The 19976-nt window shown below is 69.6% G+C and carries 19 protein-coding genes; 8 read left to right on the top strand and 11 right to left on the bottom strand.

Annotated elements, in window-relative coordinates; all coding sequences use genetic code 11:
• Positions 1-4 precede the first annotated feature (4 nt).
• From NRB56_RS09940 to NRB56_RS09910, 7 genes are all read right to left on the bottom strand, one after another.
• Positions 5-1021, bottom strand: coding sequence for a M29 family metallopeptidase (locus NRB56_RS09940; protein ID WP_153340706.1), 1017 nt, complete (start codon positions 1019-1021; stop codon positions 5-7).
• A gap of 62 nt (positions 1022-1083) precedes the next feature.
• A complete protein-coding gene (locus tag NRB56_RS09935) occupies positions 1084-1857 on the bottom strand; it encodes an SDR family oxidoreductase (protein ID WP_319942789.1) in 774 nt (257 codons plus the stop codon).
• Positions 1858-1917: 60 nt separating this feature from the next.
• Positions 1918-2109 carry a ferredoxin gene (locus tag NRB56_RS09930; RefSeq protein ID WP_153340704.1) on the bottom strand — a complete coding sequence of 64 codons (192 nt, stop codon included), beginning with the start codon at positions 2107-2109 and terminating at the stop codon, positions 1918-1920.
• A 2-nt stretch (positions 2110-2111) separates the two neighbouring features.
• A complete protein-coding gene (locus tag NRB56_RS09925) occupies positions 2112-3365 on the bottom strand; it encodes an NADH-ubiquinone oxidoreductase-F iron-sulfur binding region domain-containing protein (RefSeq protein WP_153340702.1) in 1254 nt (417 codons plus the stop codon).
• Positions 3362-4018 carry an isochorismatase family protein gene (locus NRB56_RS09920; RefSeq protein ID WP_153340701.1) on the bottom strand — a complete coding sequence of 219 codons (657 nt, stop codon included), beginning with the start codon at positions 4016-4018 and terminating at the stop codon, positions 3362-3364. Before NRB56_RS09920 ends, NRB56_RS09925 begins: the two co-directional genes overlap by 4 nt.
• Positions 4015-5397, bottom strand: a complete 1383-nt coding sequence (locus tag NRB56_RS09915) for an aromatic ring-hydroxylating oxygenase subunit alpha (RefSeq protein WP_153340699.1) — start codon at positions 5395-5397, stop codon at positions 4015-4017. Before NRB56_RS09915 ends, NRB56_RS09920 begins: the two co-directional genes overlap by 4 nt.
• A gap of 42 nt (positions 5398-5439) precedes the next feature.
• Positions 5440-5988: an aromatic-ring-hydroxylating dioxygenase subunit beta gene (locus NRB56_RS09910; RefSeq protein WP_153340697.1), complete on the bottom strand. Its 549-nt coding sequence runs from the start codon at positions 5986-5988 to the stop codon at positions 5440-5442.
• Positions 5989-6341: 353 nt separating this feature from the next.
• Here NRB56_RS09910 and NRB56_RS09905 point away from each other — a divergent pair, with 353 nt between their 5' ends.
• The 5 genes from NRB56_RS09905 to NRB56_RS09885 all read left to right on the top strand — a co-directional run bounded on the left by NRB56_RS09905 (position 6342) and on the right by NRB56_RS09885 (position 14471).
• Complete coding sequence (locus NRB56_RS09905; protein WP_153341261.1) at positions 6342-7649, top strand: CoA transferase; 1308 nt, start codon at positions 6342-6344, stop codon at positions 7647-7649.
• A 100-nt stretch (positions 7650-7749) separates the two neighbouring features.
• Positions 7750-9138: an amidohydrolase family protein gene (locus NRB56_RS09900; protein ID WP_153340695.1), complete on the top strand. Its 1389-nt coding sequence runs from the start codon at positions 7750-7752 to the stop codon at positions 9136-9138.
• A gap of 370 nt (positions 9139-9508) precedes the next feature.
• On the top strand, positions 9509-11344 hold the full coding sequence (locus tag NRB56_RS09895) for an FtsK/SpoIIIE domain-containing protein (RefSeq protein ID WP_194290792.1): 1836 nt from the start codon (positions 9509-9511) through the stop codon (positions 11342-11344).
• 337 nt (positions 11345-11681) lie between these two features.
• Positions 11682-13034: a lipase family protein gene (locus NRB56_RS09890; protein ID WP_194290818.1), complete on the top strand. Its 1353-nt coding sequence runs from the start codon at positions 11682-11684 to the stop codon at positions 13032-13034.
• A 69-nt stretch (positions 13035-13103) separates the two neighbouring features.
• Positions 13104-14471: a TIGR01777 family oxidoreductase gene (locus tag NRB56_RS09885; RefSeq protein WP_319942787.1), complete on the top strand. Its 1368-nt coding sequence runs from the start codon at positions 13104-13106 to the stop codon at positions 14469-14471.
• Positions 14472-14585: 114 nt separating this feature from the next.
• Here NRB56_RS09885 and NRB56_RS09880 read toward each other — a convergent pair whose 3' ends face one another.
• Positions 14586-15422 carry a MerR family transcriptional regulator gene (locus tag NRB56_RS09880; protein ID WP_153340691.1) on the bottom strand — a complete coding sequence of 279 codons (837 nt, stop codon included), beginning with the start codon at positions 15420-15422 and terminating at the stop codon, positions 14586-14588.
• A 186-nt stretch (positions 15423-15608) separates the two neighbouring features.
• On the opposite strand from NRB56_RS09880, the gene NRB56_RS09875 reads away from it, so the two are divergent.
• Both NRB56_RS09875 and NRB56_RS38280 read left to right on the top strand, forming a co-directional pair.
• Positions 15609-16925 (top strand): cryptochrome/photolyase family protein, encoded by a 1317-nt coding sequence (locus NRB56_RS09875; protein WP_153340689.1) that lies wholly within the window; start codon positions 15609-15611, stop codon positions 16923-16925.
• Between the two features lie 102 nt (positions 16926-17027).
• The gene (locus tag NRB56_RS38280) at positions 17028-17192 is read left to right on the top strand and encodes a hypothetical protein (RefSeq protein WP_194290791.1); all 165 of its coding nucleotides are present in this window, start codon (positions 17028-17030) and stop codon (positions 17190-17192) included.
• Here NRB56_RS38280 and NRB56_RS09870 read toward each other — a convergent pair.
• Positions 17189-17752: a TIGR03086 family metal-binding protein gene (locus tag NRB56_RS09870; protein WP_153340687.1), complete on the bottom strand. Its 564-nt coding sequence runs from the start codon at positions 17750-17752 to the stop codon at positions 17189-17191. The genes NRB56_RS38280 and NRB56_RS09870 overlap by 4 nt on opposite strands.
• 77 nt (positions 17753-17829) lie before the next feature.
• Between NRB56_RS09870 and NRB56_RS09865 the strand changes: the two genes are divergently transcribed.
• A complete protein-coding gene (locus NRB56_RS09865) occupies positions 17830-18483 on the top strand; it encodes a TetR/AcrR family transcriptional regulator (protein WP_153340685.1) in 654 nt (217 codons plus the stop codon).
• Here the strand turns inward: NRB56_RS09865 and NRB56_RS09860 are convergent.
• Both NRB56_RS09860 and NRB56_RS09855 read right to left on the bottom strand, forming a co-directional pair.
• Positions 18473-18676 (bottom strand): hypothetical protein, encoded by a 204-nt coding sequence (locus NRB56_RS09860; RefSeq protein ID WP_319942786.1) that lies wholly within the window; start codon positions 18674-18676, stop codon positions 18473-18475. The two genes, NRB56_RS09865 and NRB56_RS09860, sit on opposite strands and share 11 nt — an antisense overlap.
• Before the next feature lie 95 nt (positions 18677-18771).
• Positions 18772-19881 (bottom strand): fatty acid desaturase family protein, encoded by a 1110-nt coding sequence (locus tag NRB56_RS09855; RefSeq protein ID WP_153340683.1) that lies wholly within the window; start codon positions 19879-19881, stop codon positions 18772-18774.
• Between the last annotated feature and the right edge of the window lie 95 nt (positions 19882-19976).

Here is a 19976-nt window from a genome sequence, read left to right as displayed (position 1 = left end):
GTCCTCACTCCTGTTCGACGAGGGCGCCGTCGCGGACCACTGCCACGCCGTCGATCTCGACGGTGCAGCCGCGCATCGGCACATCCAGATGGGCGGGCGTCTCGCGGTCGGCAAACCGGTTGGAACCGGTCGACCACATGAAATTGCCTGCGGTGGAACGCAATTCCTGACCGTAGAGCGAGCGCGGATCGTAGACGTCGAACGCCGACCACCGCGCGTGCGGCAGCACACCCCAGCCCATGTGGCTGGTGGCCCACACCTCGTCGTCGCCCCAGGCCCGGAAATAGTCGTCGAGAACGTGCGCGTCGGTGCCGGTACCGGAGATCCTCGTGATGTAGCCCTTCTCGACCTCGATGGTGACCGTGTCCTGGACGTAGCGCTGCCAGGGGATCAGCGCGTCGCCGGGCTGCAACACGATGCGGCCCTCGGCGGTGCGGTCGTGCGGGAAGCAGGCGACGAAACCCGAAGGCCAGTGGTCCCAGCGGCCCGGCTCGTCGACATACCCCCATTGGTGGGTGATGGGCAGGTCGGCTCCGGAGATGTCGGCAGTCAGATCGGTGCCGGCGGCACTGGTCACATGCAGCGTCGATCCCGCACGTAGTTTCCGGCCACCCGCCTCGACGGTCCTGCGTAAGTTCTCGTCGCCCATCAGGCGTTCCAGCACATCGTTCGGCTCGGCCACGAACAACATCCGCTTGCCGTTCCCGGTGATCCGGGTGCGGACATCGGAATGGATCAGTCCACCGACGGTGACGTCGACGACGAAATCGCACTCCCCCGCCGCGGCCAGCAGCGGCGCGACCTCGCGGCCGTCGGGCTGGTAGGGCGGCAGCATCGGATTGGACAGGCTGGACGCGTGCAGCACCAGCACACCGGCGCCCAGCTGTCGTGCCGCGGCCACGGCGGATTCGACGTACTCGGTCTTCTGTCCGAGTTCGGCGATCACCGCTACGGTCTCGCCGGCGTTCACCTTGCACAGCCGGAACTGTTCGACGAAGTTCTCGGTCAGGGTTTTCGGCATGACAACTTCCTTCTCGGTGACGAAATATGTTCTCCAGCTGGGTTTTTCACCTGGCCGACGACTCAGTGCGCGGCACGCACAGCGCCACCGTCGACCGACAGCGTGGTGCCGGTGATGAACGACGCGCGCGCCGACGCGAGGAATGCGACCGCATCGGCGATCTCACTCGCCTCCGCCCACCGGCCGGCCGGGATATCGGCGACGACGCGCGCGATCTCCTCCTCCACGGTGGTGCCGTTGCGATCGGACTTCATCTCGACGATCCCCCGCATCCGGTCGGTGCCGGTGGCGCCGGGCATGATCTGGTTCACCCGCACGCCCGCCGGAGCCAGTTCGCTCGCAAGGTTCTTGACGAACGCCGAGGCGGCCGACCGGTACGCCGCGGACAGCACCCCGCCCGAGGCGGGCTGGCGCACCCAGGTCGAGGACAGCAGAATGATCGCGCCCGCGCCCTTGTCGAGCATGACCCGACCCGCCGCGGTGGCGAGTTGCACCACCGGACGCAGCAGGGTGTCGTGGGCCGCGGCCCAGTCGTCCCATTCGGCGTCCAGCGCCGGCACGATCCGCGGCCCCGGGGTGTTGAGCACCACGACGTCCACCGCACCGTGGGCGGCCACCACTGTGTCGACGAGGGCCGCGGTGGCCTCGACATCACCCAGATCGTGGGCGAACGGCACGATGGACCCGGTGCCGACGGTTTCGGGTTCGCCGGCCGCACTGCGCGCGGCCGCGACCACCGTCATCCCTTCGGTGGCCAGCCGTTCGGCGGTCGCCCGGCCGATGCCGCGGGAGGCGGCCGTCACCAGCGCCACACCGTTTTCCAGACCCAGATACACAAGTTCTCCTTCAGCTGATCGATCGTCGTGCCGCCGAGGCGCTCGGCCGGTGTGGCGGATTCAGATCTCGCGTATCGCGTGCTCGGCGCACAACGAGATCACCCGCCGCACCAGGGTCTCGTCGGATTCCGCGACGCTGCCGTCGCCGACGGCCGCGGCATATCCCCAGTCGTCGGAGCGAAAGACAGTGGGACACATGTCGAAACACGTCCCATACCCGTCGCATCTGGTGTTGTCCACGATCACCCGCATACTCACCGCTCCTTCCGTGCGTCGCGACGCGCGAGTTCTTCCACGCCGCTGCGAGCCAGCGCCGCGGCGCCGTCGATGAGGCCGCACACGCCGCGGCCGGGGAGGTCCGAACCCCAGCGGGTCAGGTCCGTCATATGCCGTGCGGCATCCTCGCCACGCAGGATCTGCCGAAACGCCCGCGCGATCGCCTTCGTGCCGGTGAAGCACGAACCGCATTGCAGGGCACTCTCGTTCTGGAACCAGACGGCGAGCTCGGCTGCCAGCGCGACCAGATCGTCGTCGGGCCCCAGTACCGTGATCGCGCCGCAGCCGAGACCGGTACCCGCCGCGCGCATCGCGTCGTAGCAGCACGACAGCGCACCCACGTCGCCGAGCGAGATTCCGTTGAACCAACCGCCGAGCAGCGCGGCCGTCATCGGCGCCGCCCCACCACCGGCGACGGCAACCAGATCCGAGATCGTTGTGCCCAGCGGCATTTCATAGACACCGGGTGCCGCGACGCGGCCGGTGACGGTGAACAATGCTGTACCACGCGACGCCGCGGTACCCGCACGGGCGAATTCGGCGGCGCCGTAACGGCGAATCCACGCCGCGTGCGCGAAGGTCTCCACATTGCTCACCAGCGTCGGCAGACCGCGCACACCCACCTCGAACGGGCGAGGCGGCTTGCTGACCGGTTTTGCCGGGCGGCCGTTGATGGCGGCCACGACCGCCGACTCCTCGCCCGCCACATATCCCGCGGGCGCCTCGTGTACCCGCAACCCCATCCCCGGCGGAACCAGCCCTGCCGCAACGACTTCGGCGACAGCGGCACGGACCGATGCCAGCACCGCGGGCTCGGAGGCGTACACGACCGCCTCACCCGATCCGGTGACGACCGCGGCCGTCAGCAGCCCGTCGAGCACCAGATACGGCCGGCGGGTGAGCAACCATGCGTCCTTGCTCGACGCGGGTTCACCCTCGTGGCCGTTGGCGACGACCACACTGTCCGGACTCGCCGCCACCGCCGACCATTTGCGGTAGGCGGGGAATCCGGCGCCACCGCGACCGCGCAGGCCCGAGCGGGCCAGCTCGGCCAGGAATTCCGCGGATTCCACTGCGGGGCCGAAGAATCCGAGTTCCTGCTCGGCGGCCAGGCCCCAGTCGGGAGATTCGACGCCGGGCACGACCAGCCGGCCCGGCAGATCCCCGGCCACGCGAGCCGGAGTGTCGAGGGCCGGCGCGGGGTGCAGCGCCGATCGGAGAGCAGTGGTCATAGCAGCCCCTTGACGATCGCGTGTGCGGTGGCGAGTGGGATCACGTCGCCGTATTTGGCGTCGATGTCCAGCAGTGCGGCCCGGTGCGGTGCCTCCTCGCGGTCGCCCACGCACTCGCGGACGACGAAGGCGGGCAGGTCGGCCGCGCAGGCGTCGACAACGGTGGCGCGGACGCAGCCGGAGGTCGTCGCGCCCGTGACGAGTACCGTGTCGACGCCGGCGGCGGCCAACCGTCGTGCCAGATCGGTGCCGGAGAACGCGGAGGCCGCTTGCTTGACCGTGAGCGGGTCATCGTCGCGTCGGCCGAGCCGGTGATCGATCCGCACACTGCGCTCACCGGTTCGCAGTCCCCGCATCGCGGGCATCTTGCGCAACCAGGTTCCGGCGGTGCCGTCGCCGTCCACCGGGAAGGCGATGGTCGTGAAGTAGACCGGCACGTCGTGCTCGTGCGCCGCGTCCACCAGTTCCCGGGTCGCGACGACAACCGCGTCCATCTCGAAGCCCGGGCCGTACTGCGCCTCGGTGAATCCGTACTGGAGATCGACGACCACCAGCGCGGGATGTGTTCCGGGAGTGAGTGTTCCGAGCAGGCCGCCCTCCCGGTACCGGGCCCGGACCTGCTCGTCCGCCGGCACGGCGTCCGCGCCGCTCAAAACTCGTGCTCCGGCCACTGGCCCGGTTCGGCGCGCATCAGATCCGCGTAGTAGGCGTACATATTGCGCTGGACGCCCTCTTCGTAGCGGGTCCAGTAGACCTTCCCGGGCCCGGGCCAGTCCTGCACCGGATGAGCCATGCCGACACCCGGCATTCCCATCTCGTAGTTCAATTCGAAGTCCAGTAACTCCGCCGCGACCGAACGGCCGGTGCGCCCGACCGTGATCCACGGTTCGGTGTCGTCCATCTCGAAGGCCCCGCCGAGGGAGAAGGTGCCGAGCCCCGCACGGTAGGCGCGGTCCTTCTGCTCGGGCGTCATGTTCTTGTAGCCGAGGAACCAGTTCCACATCTCGACCTGACCGGGCCCCTTCGGCTGCCAGCACCGCACGGTGAGCACGCCGGTCGGCGCATGAGTGGCGCCGTCCTCGGTCATCGGCAGCGCCAGAATGGAGAAGTTGGGGAAAACGTTTCCGACGAATACCCGTGAGCGGCGGGCCACCTCGAGTTGGTGACCGGAAATGTTGGCGGTGTCGAAATTCTCCGCGAGGGATTCCGGGAATCCGAAGAATTTCGGCCCGGGTTCATCGGCGTCCTCGGCCATCGAGAACGACAGCGAATGTCCGGGCGAGGCCTGGATGTGGTAGCCCATCATGTTCTCGCTGAACGGCACCGGGAAGGCGCCGATCGCATAGACAGACTTGTGCAGTGTGCCGAGGTGGTAATCGTCGCCGGAGAAATTGTCGGCGCCGGATTTCCAGTTGGCGTCGAGAACGAAACGCTGCGGCTTGCCCAGGACTTCCACACCGTCTTTGTCGAGGCCGAACAACAGGTCCATGTACCACGCCATACCGCCCAGATATTCCCGCAACGGCGGCGCGCCGGGGTCGAGCGTCGCGAAGATCAGGCCGTGGAAGGATTCCACCTGCGCCGCTTTCGCCAGCCCGTTGTCCGCCTTGCTCATAGTGCCGAAGGCGTTCTTCCACAGCGGCGCACCGACCAGACTGCCGTCCGAGGAGTAGGTCCAGCCGTGGTACGGGCAACGGAAGTGCGAGGTGTTGCCGGAGTCGGCCCGGCAGATCTGCACGCCGCGGTGTTTGCAGGCGTCGAACAGGACGTGGATGTCACCGTTCTCGTCCCGGGTCACGACGAACGAATCCTCCCCGATCCGCCGCACGACATAATCGCCGTTCGCCTCGATCTCGGATTCGTGCGCCATATAGACCCAGGCCCGGCCGAATATCTTGCGCAGCTCCGCCTGATGCACCTCGGCATTTCCGAAAATACTCGCGGGAATCCGCCCCTCGGGCAGTCCCGATTCGATCCGATCCATCAAGGTCCGGACCCGCGGCGACAGTGAGGGTTCCCGTATCGCGGTCATAGGTGTGTAACTCCTGGGCTGGAATCGAGCGAACGCGGTCGCTCAGAAGAAAAGTGACAGATTGTGGGTGCCGATCACCGTCAGGTCCAGATAGACCACGCGATGCAGCAATCTGAGCTGCCCGTCTTCGCGGCGAAGCACATCGCGGCGCTCACCCGACAGCATCTGGGGAACGGTCTGGTCCTGGCGCGTGCGGTAGATGAGGGTATTGCTGCGCCCGATGATCAGGTCGGCGTCGCCGCTGTCGTGTTCGAGCACGCGGATGTTGGAAACGAAGTGCCGCACCCGTGACGGTGGATCCTCGGCCCACGCGTATTCGGTCTCACCGCGCGCGACTCGCGATTCGAGCGAACCCAGGTTCTCGTTCAGGTGATAGGAGGCGTCCGAGAATCCGAAACCGCGTGCCCGCTCGACGGTTTCACGAATCGGCACCTGGTACAGGATGTCGGGGCTGACCAGGTCGGTCAACCACTGCCGCTCGTTCAGGTCGTCGAGCAGTTCCGCCTCGTAGAAGTAGAAATCGACGACCTCCGCATAGCGCGGGTCGTTCGAGGCGAGTCGGCGCTGCGGCACCGTCAGCTGGTGGGTCATAGGATCCCCTCAAAGTGTATACACTTCTGGATGCAGATCAGTGTGGCGGAAGATTCACCCCCACGCAAGGGTTGACAGGGTGCAACCGCAACTAGTTACTTGCACGCAACATTCACGCCGGAGCGCCGGCGACTCCGAGCGACGTACGCGGAACCGAGCAGCCGGGGCAGGCACCCACACAGCGAGCACCGAACGCGGCGACGTCAGTACGAAGCGAACAGGCCACGAGTCCGGTGCCCCGTAGCCGCCAACCGACACTGCGCCCTCGGCAACGCTCCGACCGGGCGCACCTCGACGATGGCCGAGGAAATCCGGGGACAAGGCAGGTAGCGGACTATTTCCGGCTGCCTATGATGGTCAGCGTGTCCGGAATCGACTCGGGAGAGACGTCGCAGCGGGTGCGCGACTGGGCCGAGAGCGGGGTGCCCGCGCTCACCGGATACACCGGCGGACCGTCCCTGATTCCGCCCGGATCTGCGGCCACCATCGCCCGGCGGCACACCGCTTACATCGCGGCGGCGACCGGTGACCGAGTCCGGCTCGACGGCGCACGGCTGCTCTCCGAACGGGCGGCCTACACCGGCTTCACCCGCGGTGGCACCCTTTCCGCAGGCCGCCATTGCCGCCTGCTCCCCACCGCCGACGGCTGGGCCGCGGTCAGTTGCGCCCGCCCCGACGACCCGCTTCTCCTCGGCGCACTCGTCTGCCGAGACGTCGGCAACGACCCGTGGCCCCACGTCGCCGACTGGCTCCGCACACATACGGGCGCCGAACTGGTCGAGCGCGCGGAACTCCTCGGCCTGGCCGCCGCACCCGTCACGACACCGGCCGAGGCGGTCGATCGGCACACAGCCCGGACGGAACCAGCGGCCGCGGGCACCAGCACGTCCGACCGGCACAGCACCCACATCGCGAAAACGTCAAGTGTCGCAGGATTCTTCGCACCGGAGACGCTGGTGCCGCGCCCGGTGGACGGACTTCGGGTCGTCGACTTCAGCGCGCTCTGGGCGGGCCCGCTGTGTGCCCACCTGCTCGGGCTGGCGGGTGCGCGAATCATCAAGGTGGAGACGCCGACTCGCCCCGACGGAGCCCGGCGCGGCGATCCCGGGTTCTATCGGCTGCTGCACGCGGGCCACGAATCCGTCGTCCTCGACCCGAACGACCCGGGTCAGCGCGCCGCTCTCGCAGACCTCGTCGCCTCCGCCGACATCGTGATCGAGGCGTCGCGACCCCGCGCCCTCGCCGGATTCGGGCTCGACGCACGGGCATTCGCCGACTCCGGTGGCACCTGGCTGTCGATCACCGCACACGGCCGGGCGTCGAACCGTGTCGGATTCGGTGACGACGTCGCCGCCGGGGCCGGACTCGTGGCCCGAACCGCCGACGGCACACCACTTTTCGTGGGCGACGCCATCGCCGACCCCTTGACCGGCCTGACGGCGGCCGCTCTCGCGATGTCGGCCCCCACCGGCAGCTCCGGCCGGCTGTGGGACATCGCCATGTCGTCCGTCGTGGCCGCGACGCTCGACACCGGTGCCACTGCCGACCCCATCGAGGAGTCGCTGATCATCGCCCCGAGCCGGCGCGCCGTCACCGGTGCCGCACCGGACAGCGGCCGAGACACCGTGTCCGTTCTCACCGAACTGGGGCGGTGGCCGTGACACACCTGCCGATCAACGCCTCGCGAAACATTGTGCGGCCGCGGCGATCCGATGGCGGTGCCATACCGCGCCCGGGCGAAGCCGCACCGGGGCAACGACCATGACCGACTTGCTGATTCGCGATGCCGAGGTGTCCGGGGCCCGCACCGATGTGCTGCTGCGCGGCGGTCTCGTCGCCGCGATCGGCGTGGATTCGGCGGTTCCCGGGATCCCCGTGCTCGATGCCGGTGGCGGCGCGCTCGTCCCGGGGCTGCACGATCATCATCTGCACTTGCACGCGCTCGCGGCCGATTCGGCATCGGTTCGCTGTGGGCCGCCGCAGGTTCGGACCGCCGATGCGCTCGCGCGGGCGTTGGCGGCCGCGCCCGGCGACGGGTGGATCCGTGGCGTCGGCTACGTGGAAACTGTTGCCGGGCTGCTGGATTCGGTCGCGCTGGATGCCCTGCACCGAGAGCGACCGGTGCGAATTCAGCATCGCAGCGGTGCGCTGTGGATCCTGAATTCGGCCGCCGCCCGTCTGGTCGGCCTGGATACCGCGACGGAACGGGGGGTGGAGCGCGACGAGCACGGCCATCCCACCGGCCGGATCTGGCGGGCCGACACCTGGCTGCGGTCGCGGCTGCCCGATACCGGGCCGCCCGATCCGAGACCGGTGGCGGCGCGGCTCGCCCGTTACGGGATCACCGGAATCACCGACGCCACACCGGATCTGAGCCCGGAGTCACTCGCGAGCCTGAGTGGTGCGGCGGTGTCGGGCGCGATCCCGCAGCGGCTGCACCTGCTCGGGGTGCCGCTCGGCCATCCTGCCGATCCCGCTGTCACGGTCGGGCCGTACAAAATCGTCATCGCGGATTCCGACCTGCCGGATATCGAAGGGCTCGAGGAGATCGTCCGGCGCGCACACGATCTCGGCCGGTCGGTCGCGGTGCACTGTGTCAGCCGGGAGGCGCTGCTCGTCCTGCTCGCCGTGTTCGAGTCGACCGGCACTCGCACCGGTGACCGGATCGAGCACGGTGCGCTGATCCCGGTGGAGTCGATCGGGGTGTTGCGCCGGCTCGGTCTCACGGTGGTGACCCAGCCCGGATTCCTCGCTGACCGCGGCGACGATTATCTGCACCGGGTCGACGCCCGTGACCACCAGGATCTCTACCGCTGCCGCAGCCTGTGCGAGGCCGGTGTGGGCCTCGCACTGTCCAGCGACGCACCCTACGGTCCCGCCGATCCCTGGGAGGTGATCGCCGCGGCCACCACGCGCCGGGCTCCCGGCGGCGTGGTCGTCGGCGGCACGGAAACGTTGTCCCCCACCGATGCGCTGACGAGATATCTTGCACCACTGGATGATCCGGGCGGCCCGGCCCGGACCGTCACACCGGGCGCCGTGGCGGATCTCGTCCTGCTCGACCGGCCGATCGGGGAGATGTACGCGCGGCCGGACAGCGCAGCGGTCCGGATCACGTTCGTCGGCGGGGAGATCGTCCACGAACGGTGAGCGACTCGGCCCGTCGCTCCGGGAAGGCCCGGATACGAACGGTGAGCGGTCCCGCGACTGTGCACGCGCGCAGTGGATCTCACGCAGCCGAGGCCCGGCACCGCCGGATTCCCGCGGCCGGGACAGCGCGCGCGGTCCCTCGCCGATAAGTACCTTTCGTCGACGCTTCAGGCCTACATCTGCTCGGGCGGCGCGAGATCACCGCCCCGGAAACCGCAGGCGTGCTCGCGATGATCACGAAGCACCTCGGCGCGCATCGTGGCATGCGACAACCGACCGCCGCGAACCCTTGATGCTCAGGACCGGTGGCTATGATCGCCGCACGGCGTCTCGACGGAGGTTGGCGGGCGACGGGGTTGAGGAGTGGCCGGTGGAATCCGATCGAGAAGTACTGCTCGGCATCGACCGGCACAGCATGGTCACCGGAAACCAGTGGTGGCGTGCGGAGTTCGCGGCCGACCGGCTGTGCGCTCCGCTCGGCCGGACCTCCGACGGCCGGCCGCTCGGGCTGGATTTCGAAGCGCACGGCAACGGGGGTGTGGGTCCGCACGGTCTGCTGGTGGGCGGGACGGTCGCGGAGCGCGCCGCGCTGATCGAAACCCTCGTGCTGGCAACGGCGATGACGCACGGGCCGGACCATCTCCGCTACATCTACCTCGACTACGCCGGCCGGGGCAGCTTCGACGATCTCGCGACCCTGCCGCACACCACCTACCTGGTGTCCGGCGCCGCACGGTATCTGGCGCACGAGCGCGCGATCTCCCACACCGTCCTCGCGGACGTCCGGACCCGGGATCGCCTGGCGCGGGAGCACTTCGGGCCCGCTGGGACCAGTTCCGGACGGCCCGTGGCGCTGTTGCCCCGGCTCGTGATCGTCGTCGACGATTTCGCCCGGATGCTGATCGAGGTGCCGGACTTCGCGGCGATGATCGGGCACATCGCCCGGTCCGAGCCCCGCAGTGGGGTCCATCTGCTGCTCTGCGCACACGAATTCGGCCGGGCACGAGTGAGCGCGCTCGACGGAATCCTCGGCTACCGGCTCGTACTGCGCACCTCGTCGCCGGACGAATCGCGGGCGGCACTGGGCACACCGCTCGCGCACCGGCTGACCCGACCGGGCTCCGGTTACCTGCGCACGCAGGGAGATCCGGTGCGCTTCGACGGCCCGGACCGGCCCGACCACGCCCTGCGGCACGAGCTCATCGCCCATCTGCGCGCGCACGGCCGCTTCGTGCCCGAGCAGTGGCGAACCTGGGTGGCCCCCTCGGCGCGGGTCGGCGACATCCGGCCCGTATCTCCGGACGCCACAGTAGATTTCGCGGTGCTATACGGCCTGGACGATCCGGAACACACGGATGTCACGGCCCAGTGGCGCCCCCGCGACGGCCGGCTGCGGATCCCGATCGGACTCGCCCGCAACGGCGAACCGATCGAGCTGGACATCCCGCAGGTGCCGGAACGAGCGGCGAACGTCGCCGTGATCGGCGCGGCGCGATCCGGGAGGTCGGAACTACTGGCGACGATCGTGCTCGGGCTGGCACTGCGATATCCGCCGGAGGCGGTGAGCTTCTTCCTCGCCGATTCCCACGCCGGCGAAGCGTTCGCCGAACTCGCGGCGCTACCGCATGTCTCGGCGGTCGTCTCCGATACCGCGCACGAGCCCGGGCACACCGACCGGGTCGTCGCGGCCCTGTCCGCCGAACTCGCCCGGCGAATCGAGACACTCGGTGCCACAGCCAAGTTCACCGACATCTACGACTACGAGCAGGCGAGAACAGCGGGCGCCGATCTGGATCCCCTGCCCACCCTGGTGGTCGTCGTCGACGGGGTCGACGACCTCCTCTCGCGACAGCCGGATCTACGGCACGTGCTGGTCGCCCTCGGCAGGCTCGGCCGATCCCACGGTTTCGTCATGGTGCTCGCGGCGGAACGGTTGAGCGGGGACGACATGCGCGGTCTCGAAACGCACCTGACCACACGTATCGCACTGGGCAGTCTTCCCGCCGACGAGCTGCGGGTGGTATTCGGGACGGCCGACCTCGGACCGGCGCCTGCCGCCGGATACGCGTACCTCCGGACCGACTACGGCCCGCGCCGATTCCGGATCGCCTCGGCCGAGCGGAGATATCGAACGACATCGCGCGAATCGGCCGATCGCACGCTGCGCGCGGTGCTCGTGTCCGGATACGTCCACACGGGCCCGTGACCGCAGCGGGATCGCCCGGACGGTCCCCGCGCGAGCCCGAGGCGGCCGGACCCCGGGAGTCCGCAACCGCCACTCGCCGACCGCCACCGATTCGGCCGGGGCGGTGAACAAACACCGGTGTCCCGCAGCGCCGCCTTCCCGCTGCTGGGCCTGCACAACGCGAGCGAACGAGGCCTGGAGCCGGCTGTGCCTGTGGCGAACAACAAACAGATCGCAGGCACGTTGTCGAATATGACGAACGGTTTGGTTCCCGCAGATTTCCGGCGATAAGTTAACCGTTAATCATTACCGCCCGGTAACAACGGCGGACTCGATCGACGCAATGGAGCGACGTGCCATGGCCGGACTGCCGGGACAATCGGTGAGCAGAACCTCCGCACCCACCCGGCGGCGCCGGGCACGGCTGCGCCGGACCCTGACCCTCGGCGTCGCCGCCTGCGCCGGCGCCGCACTGACCGGCGTGGCGACCGGCCCCGGCACAGCGGCGCCGATCGACGAGTTCTACACGCCACCGGCACAATTCGCGACCGAACCCGGCTCGGTCATCAAGACCGAGCCGATGCCGGTCTTCGTCGCCCCGCCGGGCATCGGACCGTGGCCGCTGAGTGCGCAGAAGGTCATGTACACCTCGCGCACGCAGGACGACGTGCCGGTCGCGGTGAGCGGCACCTATATCGAGGCGACCAGTCCCTGGCAGGGCACGGGACCACGGCCGACCATCGTCATCGCACCCGGCACCGTCGGCCAGGGCCGGCAGTGCGCGCCGTCGCTGGCCTTCGCCACCGGCCTCTACGCGCAGATCACCCCGCCGAGCATCTCCGCCAATCAGGAGGCGCTGTCGGCGCTGGCCTGGAATGCGCTGGGCGCCAGAGTTTTCGTGACCGACTACATCGGACTCGGCACCCCCGGCGTGCACACCTACGTCAACCGGGTGGAGGAGGCGCACGCCGTGCTCGACGCGGCGCGTGCCGCCGACGCCCTCTCCGGCACCGGACCGGACACCCCGCTGGCGCTGTGGGGCTACTCCCAGGGCGGCGGGGCCACCGCGGCGGCAGCGGAGTTGCAGCCCTCCTACGCCCCGGAACTCGCGCTGAAGGGTGTGTGGGCCGGCGCGCCGGTCGCCGACCTCGCCGCCGTGCTCGGGCAGGTCGACGGCAACCTGATCGGCGGCGTGATCGGCTACGCGCTCAACGGATTCCTCGCCCGCTATCCGGACCTGCGGCCCGAACTGGACAAGCGCATCACCCCCGCGGCCCAGGGCCTGCTGCACGAACTCCAGGGTGAATGCATCGGCGACGTCATCCTGGAACACCCCTTCGAGCGGACCTCGAACCTGACCCTCGACCACCGGCCGATGCTCGACGAACTGCACGAGGTCCCCGCGGCGCTGGAGATCCTGAACGACCAGCGCGTGGGCACCCGCACCCCGACCGCGCCGGTGCTGATCACCAGCGGGATCAACGACGACACCGTCCCCTACGGTCAGGCCCGGCAACTGGCCACCGAATGGTGCGGCAGCGGCGCCACCGTCACGTTCCGGACGAACCATCTGCCGCCGATCCTGCCCGGCTTCACGCTGCCCAATCACTTCGGCCCCGAACTGATCGACGGCTACGGCACCAACGGCGCGATCTCGTACATCGTCGACCGCCTCAACGGCACGCCGGTCCCGGACTGCACCTTCGACTGACGCGTCAAGAATCGGCATATATCGATGCAGAAACGACTCAACGGAGCCGTTCGGCGCTAGAGTCGGCGCGTGGGCATCGAAAGTTCGACCATCGTCGCGGCGCCCCGGGCGGAGGTGTTCGCCTGGCACACCCGGCCGGGCGCCTTCACCCGGCTGGCGCCGCCCTGGCAGCCGGTCGCCGTTGCGGCCGAAGCGGATTCGCTCGCGGACGGGGTGGCGGTGCTGCGCCTGCCCGGCGGATTGCGGTGGGTGGCCGCACATCAGGCCGCGGACTACGACCCGCCGCATCGCTTCGTCGACCGGATCACGGTGCGCGGCATCACCTCCGCGCCCGCGGGCCTACTGCCCTGGCGGCACATCCACGAGTTCGACGAACTCGGACCGGACCGGACCCGGGTGTCGGACCGCGTCGAGACGCCGGTGCCCGCCGCCGCGCTGCGGCCGATGTTCGCCTACCGCTACCGGCAGCTCGCGGGCGATCTGGCCGCGCACCGGGACGCGGCCGCCCACGGCTACGGTCCGGCGACCATCGCGATGACCGGCTCGTCCGGGCTGGTCGGCACGGCCCTGTCCGCCTTCCTGACCACCGGCGGGCACACGGTGATCCGGCTGGTGCGCGGGTCGGCCGGGCCCGGGCAGCGGCACTGGGATCCGGCCGATCCGGCGCCCGGACTGCTCGACGGCGTCGACGCGGTGATCCATCTGGCAGGGGCGTCCATCGCGGGCCGGTTCACCGAGGCGCACAAGCGCGCGGTCGCCGACAGCCGGATCGGACCGACCGAACGGCTGGCCGCCCGCGCGGCCGAGGCGAAGGTCCGGGCGTTCGTCGGCGCGTCGGCGGTCGGTTACTACGGGGCCGATCGAGGTGACGAACCGCTCGACGAAACCAGTTCTCGCGGTGCGGGATTCGTGGCCGATGTGGTGGAGCGCTGGGAGCGGGCCACCGCCGCCGCGGGCGACGTGCGCACCGTCACGGTGCGCACGGGCATCGTGCAATCCCCCCGCGGCGGCACGCTGCGCCTGCTGCGACCGCTGTTCACCGCTGGTCTCGGCGGCCGCATCGGCGACGGCCGCGGCTGGCTGCCCTGGATCGGCATCGACGACCTGGTCGACGTCTACCACCGCGCGCTGTGGGACGAATCCCTCTCCAGACCGGTGGATGCCGTTGCGCCGCACCCGGTTCGCAATGCCGAGTACACCGCCGTCCTCGCCCGGGTGCTGCACCGGCCCGCCCTCCTGCCGGTGCCGTCCTTCGGCCCGGAGCTGTTGCTGGGCAAGAAGGGCGCCGCGGAACTGGCCACCGCCAGTCAGCGCGTGCTGCCGGTCCGGTTGCAGGCCGCGGGCCACCGCTTCCGCACGCCCGAACTCGAACCGGCCCTGCGCCATCTGTTCGGCCGCACCCGGACAACCGATCCGGACACACCCGGAACAGCCTGAGCCCGAGGCGAACACCTCAGCCGGGCGGCGCGCCGGCCGCCGGGCCGATATCGGCGCCGGAGGGGCCCGTCCACCCGCACGCGAAACCGGCTCGGGCAGAGCGCACCTCGGCTTTCAGCGCAGTCGTTCGACCGCCTCGGCGAGGGTTCCCACCGGCTCGACACCGCCGGGCAGCAGCGCGCTCGACCAGCCCGGTCCGCCCACCAGTACCCGGGCGCCGGTGTCGGCGCAGGCGCGGACCGCCGAGACCAGCGCCGTGGATTCCTGTTGGGACCACAGCACCACGGTGGCCGGTCCGGGGGTGCGGCCCAGCGCGTCGCGCAGGGCGTCCGTGGGCACGTTGGCGCCGAGCATCAGGGCGGCGATGTCCCGTTCGGCGAGCGCGGCGCGCAGCGCTTCCAGTGCCAGCGAATGGGTTTCACCACTGGTGCAGGCCAGGATCGCGGCGGTGCGCGCCGCCGACGCGGGGTGGGACTGCTGGAGTGTCGATGCGACACACCAGGACAGCAGATGCTCCACGTCGATACAGCCTGTGCCGCGGGCCTGTTCGGCGACGATCTCACCGAATGCGGGGCGGCACAGGCGGTCCCAGGTGTCTATGACCCCGTAGGCCCGCAGATGTGCGATCAGCAGTCCGGTCACGGTGTCGGCGTCCAGCGCGAACGCGGCGGCCAGCAGGGCGGTGTGGTCGCCGACGGCCGGCTGCGGTCCGCGGGCCGCCTCGGCGGCGCCGGCCGGGCTGACCCCGGCGCGGACGAGTTCCAGCATGCGCTCCAGCGCGGCGATGTCGGCCTCGGTGTACAGCCGGTGCCGGCCCGGCTGATGTCGCGACGGGCCGATGCCGTAGCGCTGGGTCCAGCTACGCAGGGTCGCCGTCGGGACGCCGAGCCGCTCGGCGACCGCGCCGACGGTGTACCCGGCGCGTGGATCTGAGACGGAACCGGCGGGCATGCCTTCATTGTGCCCGTGCCGGGGTGATGCGCGTCCCCGAACGGACGCATCGTTTGTGCATCGATAGTGCGCTATGGTGGAGCAGAGGTGCCGAGTCCAGGCACGGGCCGCACCACGTCGGCGAGACGGGATCCGCGTCATGATCACGCCCCGGCCGCACAACGAATCCCGGAAGGAAGTACGTCGATGTGCGTGACCATTGCGCTGTTCACCCGCGATCTGCGGGTGCACGACAATCCGATGCTGGCGGCGGCATGTAGCGAAGGCGCCGCCGTGGTCCCGCTGTTCGTCGTCGACGACGAATTGATCGAGCGCACCGCTGCCGCACCCAACCGCATGCGATTCCTCGCCGCCGCGCTGGCCGAACTGGACGAGGCTCTGCGGGCGCACGGCGGCCGGCTGGTCGTCCGCCACGGCGATGTCGTGGACGTGGTCGACGAGGTCGCCGCCGAAGCGCACGCGGAGAGCGTGCACATCGCCGCCGATGTCACCCCGTACTCCGGCCGCCGCGAGCGGCGGCTGCGGGAGCGGCTGGAGGCGCGCAACTGCCTGCTGCACACCCACCGCTCCTCGATCACCGCGGTGGATCGCGCCGAGCTGTCCCCGGGGACGGGCCGGGATCATTTCGCGGTCTTCACCCCGTACTACAAGCGCTGGCACGATGTCCCGCTGCGCAAACCACTCCGGGCGCCGCACGAGGTGGTCGTGCCGCGGGTGCACTCCGACCCGTTGCCCGATTTCGCCGACAGCGAGGGCTCCCCCGAGCTGCGAGTCGGTGGTGAAGCGACCGGCCGCAAACTACTGAACCGCTGGTTGTCGGGGTCGATCGAGGAGTACGACACCCGCAACGACGAGCTGGGCGCCGACGCCACCTCACGCCTGTCGCCCTATCTGCATTTCGGCTGCCTGTCGGCGACGGAGATCCTGTCGCGGGCCGACACCGCGAAGCCGGGCGCTGAGGCGTTCGTCCGGCAGCTGGCATGGCGTGACTTCTACCACCAAGTACTCTCCGCGCGGCCCGACGCGGGCTGGCACGACTATCGGCAGCGGAACGTCCGCTGGCGCGACGACCCGAAGGCGGTGGCGGCCTGGTGCGAGGGCCGCACCGGATATCCGGTCGTCGACGCGGGTCTGCGGCAGTTGCGGGCCGAGGGGTGGATGCCCAACCGCGCCCGGTTGATCACCGCCAGCTTCCTGGTCAAATCCCTCGGCGTGGATTGGCGGGTCGGCGCACGTCATTTCCTGCACTGGCTGGTCGACGCCGACGTCGCCAACAATCAACTGAACTGGCAGTGGGTCGCCGGCACCGGTACCGACACCCGGCCCAACCGGGTGCTCAATCCGATCCTGCAGGCGCAGCGGCACGATCCGGAGGGCGCGTACGTCCGCCGGTGGATTCCGGAACTGGCCGACGTGCCGGACGACACGGTGCACCGCCCGTGGCGCGCGCCACTCGCGTCCTCGTCGTATCCACCACCGCTGATCGAGGTCAAGGGCATGTGATCGATCCGGTCCGGCGTGGTGTTCGTCGCGTTCGTCCGCGGTGGCGTGGCAGGCTGGGACGAGTGCGGGCGACGCCCCGACCGAACCGAGAGGATTCACTCCATGTGCCAACCCGTTCCCTGCGCCACCTGCGGCAAGACCACCTGGACCGGTTGCGGCCAGCATGTCGACCAGGTCCGGGCCGCCGTCCCGGCCGAGCAGTGGTGCCCCGGCCATCCGGCGGCCGCGCCGGGTAAGAACCTGTTCCAGCGCGCTGCCGGCCGCTAGCCGGTCACCGCACACCAGCGCGGATCCCGGCCGAGGAGCGCGGCGACGTTGTCCATCTCAGGACGGGCGGGATCCTCCGCCAGCCGGGGAGCGTAGACCCCGTCCGGCCCGTTGAGCGGACTGCCGGGGGCGGTCGTCACACGGGCCATCGGCAGCGCCGCGGCGGTCAGCCGATCCGGGACGGCGCAGGGCCGGCCCAGCGCGCGGGCGATGTCCCAGCGGTGGACGAGCATGTCCACGAAGTGAATCGATAGCACGCGATCGGTCGGCAGGGCGCCGCGTTCCGGCAACGGCACCGCGTCGCCGGTGCGTTCCATGGCCGCCAGCCAGCGGCCGCCGATCCGGGCGAATCCGGCGCGGGGGTCGGCGGCGTCGTCGGGTTCGCCGCCGAGAACCGCGGCGATGACGGCCTCGTGCCGTTCGTTCATGTGCCGCAACAGATCCGCGACGTTCCAGCCGGTGCAGGGGGTCGGCCGATCCAGCTCGGCATCGGTGAGCATCGCCACATCGTGGGCGATCAGGGCGAGAGCGGTCGCGTCCAGCCGCAACAGGTCGATCATGGTCCACCTTCGAGAGAAATAGCGCACGGTCGTACTCCATCAAACAATAGCGAACGACCGGACGCTATAGTTGGGCGATGTCTCCCCGTCATTCCCTCGCCGAGGCGGCCCGGACCCGCGACCGGATCGTCGGATACGCCGTCGCGGAGGCCTCGCGGGTCGGCCTGGAGGGACTGACCATCGGCACGCTCGCCGACGGACTGGGCATGAGCAAATCCGGCATCCTCGGCCCGTTCGGCTCCCGCGAGCGGTTACAGATCGAGGCGCTCGACCGGGCGGGCGGGATCTTCCGGGCGGCCGTGACAGAACCGCTGAAGGGACTGCCGCACGGCGCGGACCGGCTGGCCCGGCTCATCGACGCCTGGATCGGCTACCTCGCCGACTGCCCGTTCCCGGGCGGCTGTTTCGTCACCGCCGCATCGACCGAATTCGACGGCCGGCCCGGCCCGCTCCGGGACCACCTGCGCACGGTGGTCACCGCCTGGCGCTCCCGGCTGACCGACGAGATCGCCGCCGCCCGAGTCGAATCCGCGCACCGGCCACCGGACGAGACCGCGACGGCGCTCATCGGCATCGCGATGGCCGTCAACCAGGAGATCCAGCTGCTCGACGACCCCGGCGCGGCGGCGCGCGGCCGGTCCGCGATGCGGGCCGCGGCGGGCTTACCGCGACAGCACCCGGAACACGTTCCCGGACATCGCGGCCCGGCGGATCACAGCCTCACGGAGTAGGTTGCGGCAGAACGCAATCCGACATCGACGGGTGTATGCCGATGTAGTTCAACGGTCCCGCCACCACGTTCAGCAGAACGGTCGCGAAATCCGCGCAATTGTCGGACGGATGGGTCAGATATCCGCGCTGGAGCGCGGCGACGAGGCCGAGGATCAGCCAGACGAAGACCAACAACGAAAACCAACGGCTCACCACGGCAGCTCCTGTCTCCTACCGGAAACAGTACCGCACGCGGCCGACCTCTTTCCGAAACCCGTTGCGGCGCAATCCCAACCGCATCCGGTGAGTTACCGGCCCGCGCGCTGCCCGGCGGCGATCAGGCGCGGCCGCGCCTCCCGGCCGACCCGGTGCAGGTGCCGGACGATCTCCAGGTACGAACCCGGGATCGAGGTCTCGTGGTAGGTGAGACCGGCTGCCTCGCAATGCCTCCGGACGATCGGATGGGCCCTGCCCAGATTCGGCTGCGGCATGGACGGGAACAGATGGTGCTCGATCTGGTAATTCAGACCACCGTACAGATAGTCGGTCACCAAACCGCCGCGGATGTTGCGGGCCGTGATCACCTGGCGGGTCATCCAATCCAGCGATTCCCGGTCGGTGCGCACCGGCATGCCCTTGTGGTTCGGCGCGAAGATCATGCCGCCGTACAGACCGGTCAGGCCGTGGTGAACGGCGATGAACACCAGTGCTTTCGGTAGATCCAGCACGACGAACACAGCGGTGAGATAGGCCGCGAAATGCACCGCGATCAGCGCGCCCTCCACGATCGGCCGGCGCACGGTGCGCTGCGCGATCGCGCGGGCGCTCACCACCCGCAGCCCCAGCGATTCCAGGATCGCCATCGGGAAGAACACCTTCTCCTGGTGCCGCACCACGAATCGACGCCCCGCCGACATCGGCTGATCCGCCTGCTCGGCGGTGAAGATCGCCTTGCGGCGGACGATGTCGGGATCCTTCTCGATGTGGTTGGGATTGCTGTGATGCCGGTTGTGATGATTGATCCACCACTCGTAACTCGCACCGAGCAGCAGATTTCCGTGCAGATAGCCGAGCGCCTCCATGGTGCGCTTGCGCCGGCTGACCTGATGGTGCCCGATATCGTGACCGAGCAGCCCGGTCTGGACGTAACAGAACGCCAGGTAGACCGCCACGAGCAGTTGCCACCACGACGAGCCGAGCACGAAGAACACGGTCCAGCCGGCGATCAGCATGATCACGTTCACGATCATCTTGCCGAGATAGTGCCGCCACCGGAGGTCCAGCAGTCCCGCCGCGCGAATCTCCGCCTGCAGGGCCGGGAACGGCGATTCCCGCCGACCGGCCGCGGCGGAACGATCGGATTCCGCGATGGGGTCGGTCCGGGGGGTCGCCAGCAGTCGTTCATAGGGTGCTGTCATTTCGCGCCACCTGATCCTCGGGGGTACGACAGCGGATGCTGTGCCGCGCCTGCAGTATTCGATTCCGGACTGACACGTGTCTGAGGCCGGCGCCC

This window comes from Nocardia aurantia (assembly GCF_009604425.1).
Lineage (GTDB): Bacteria > Actinomycetota > Actinomycetes > Mycobacteriales > Mycobacteriaceae > Nocardia > Nocardia aurantia.
The sequence above is the reverse complement of the archived record's forward strand: the minus strand, read 5'-3'. Positions and strand labels throughout refer to the sequence as shown.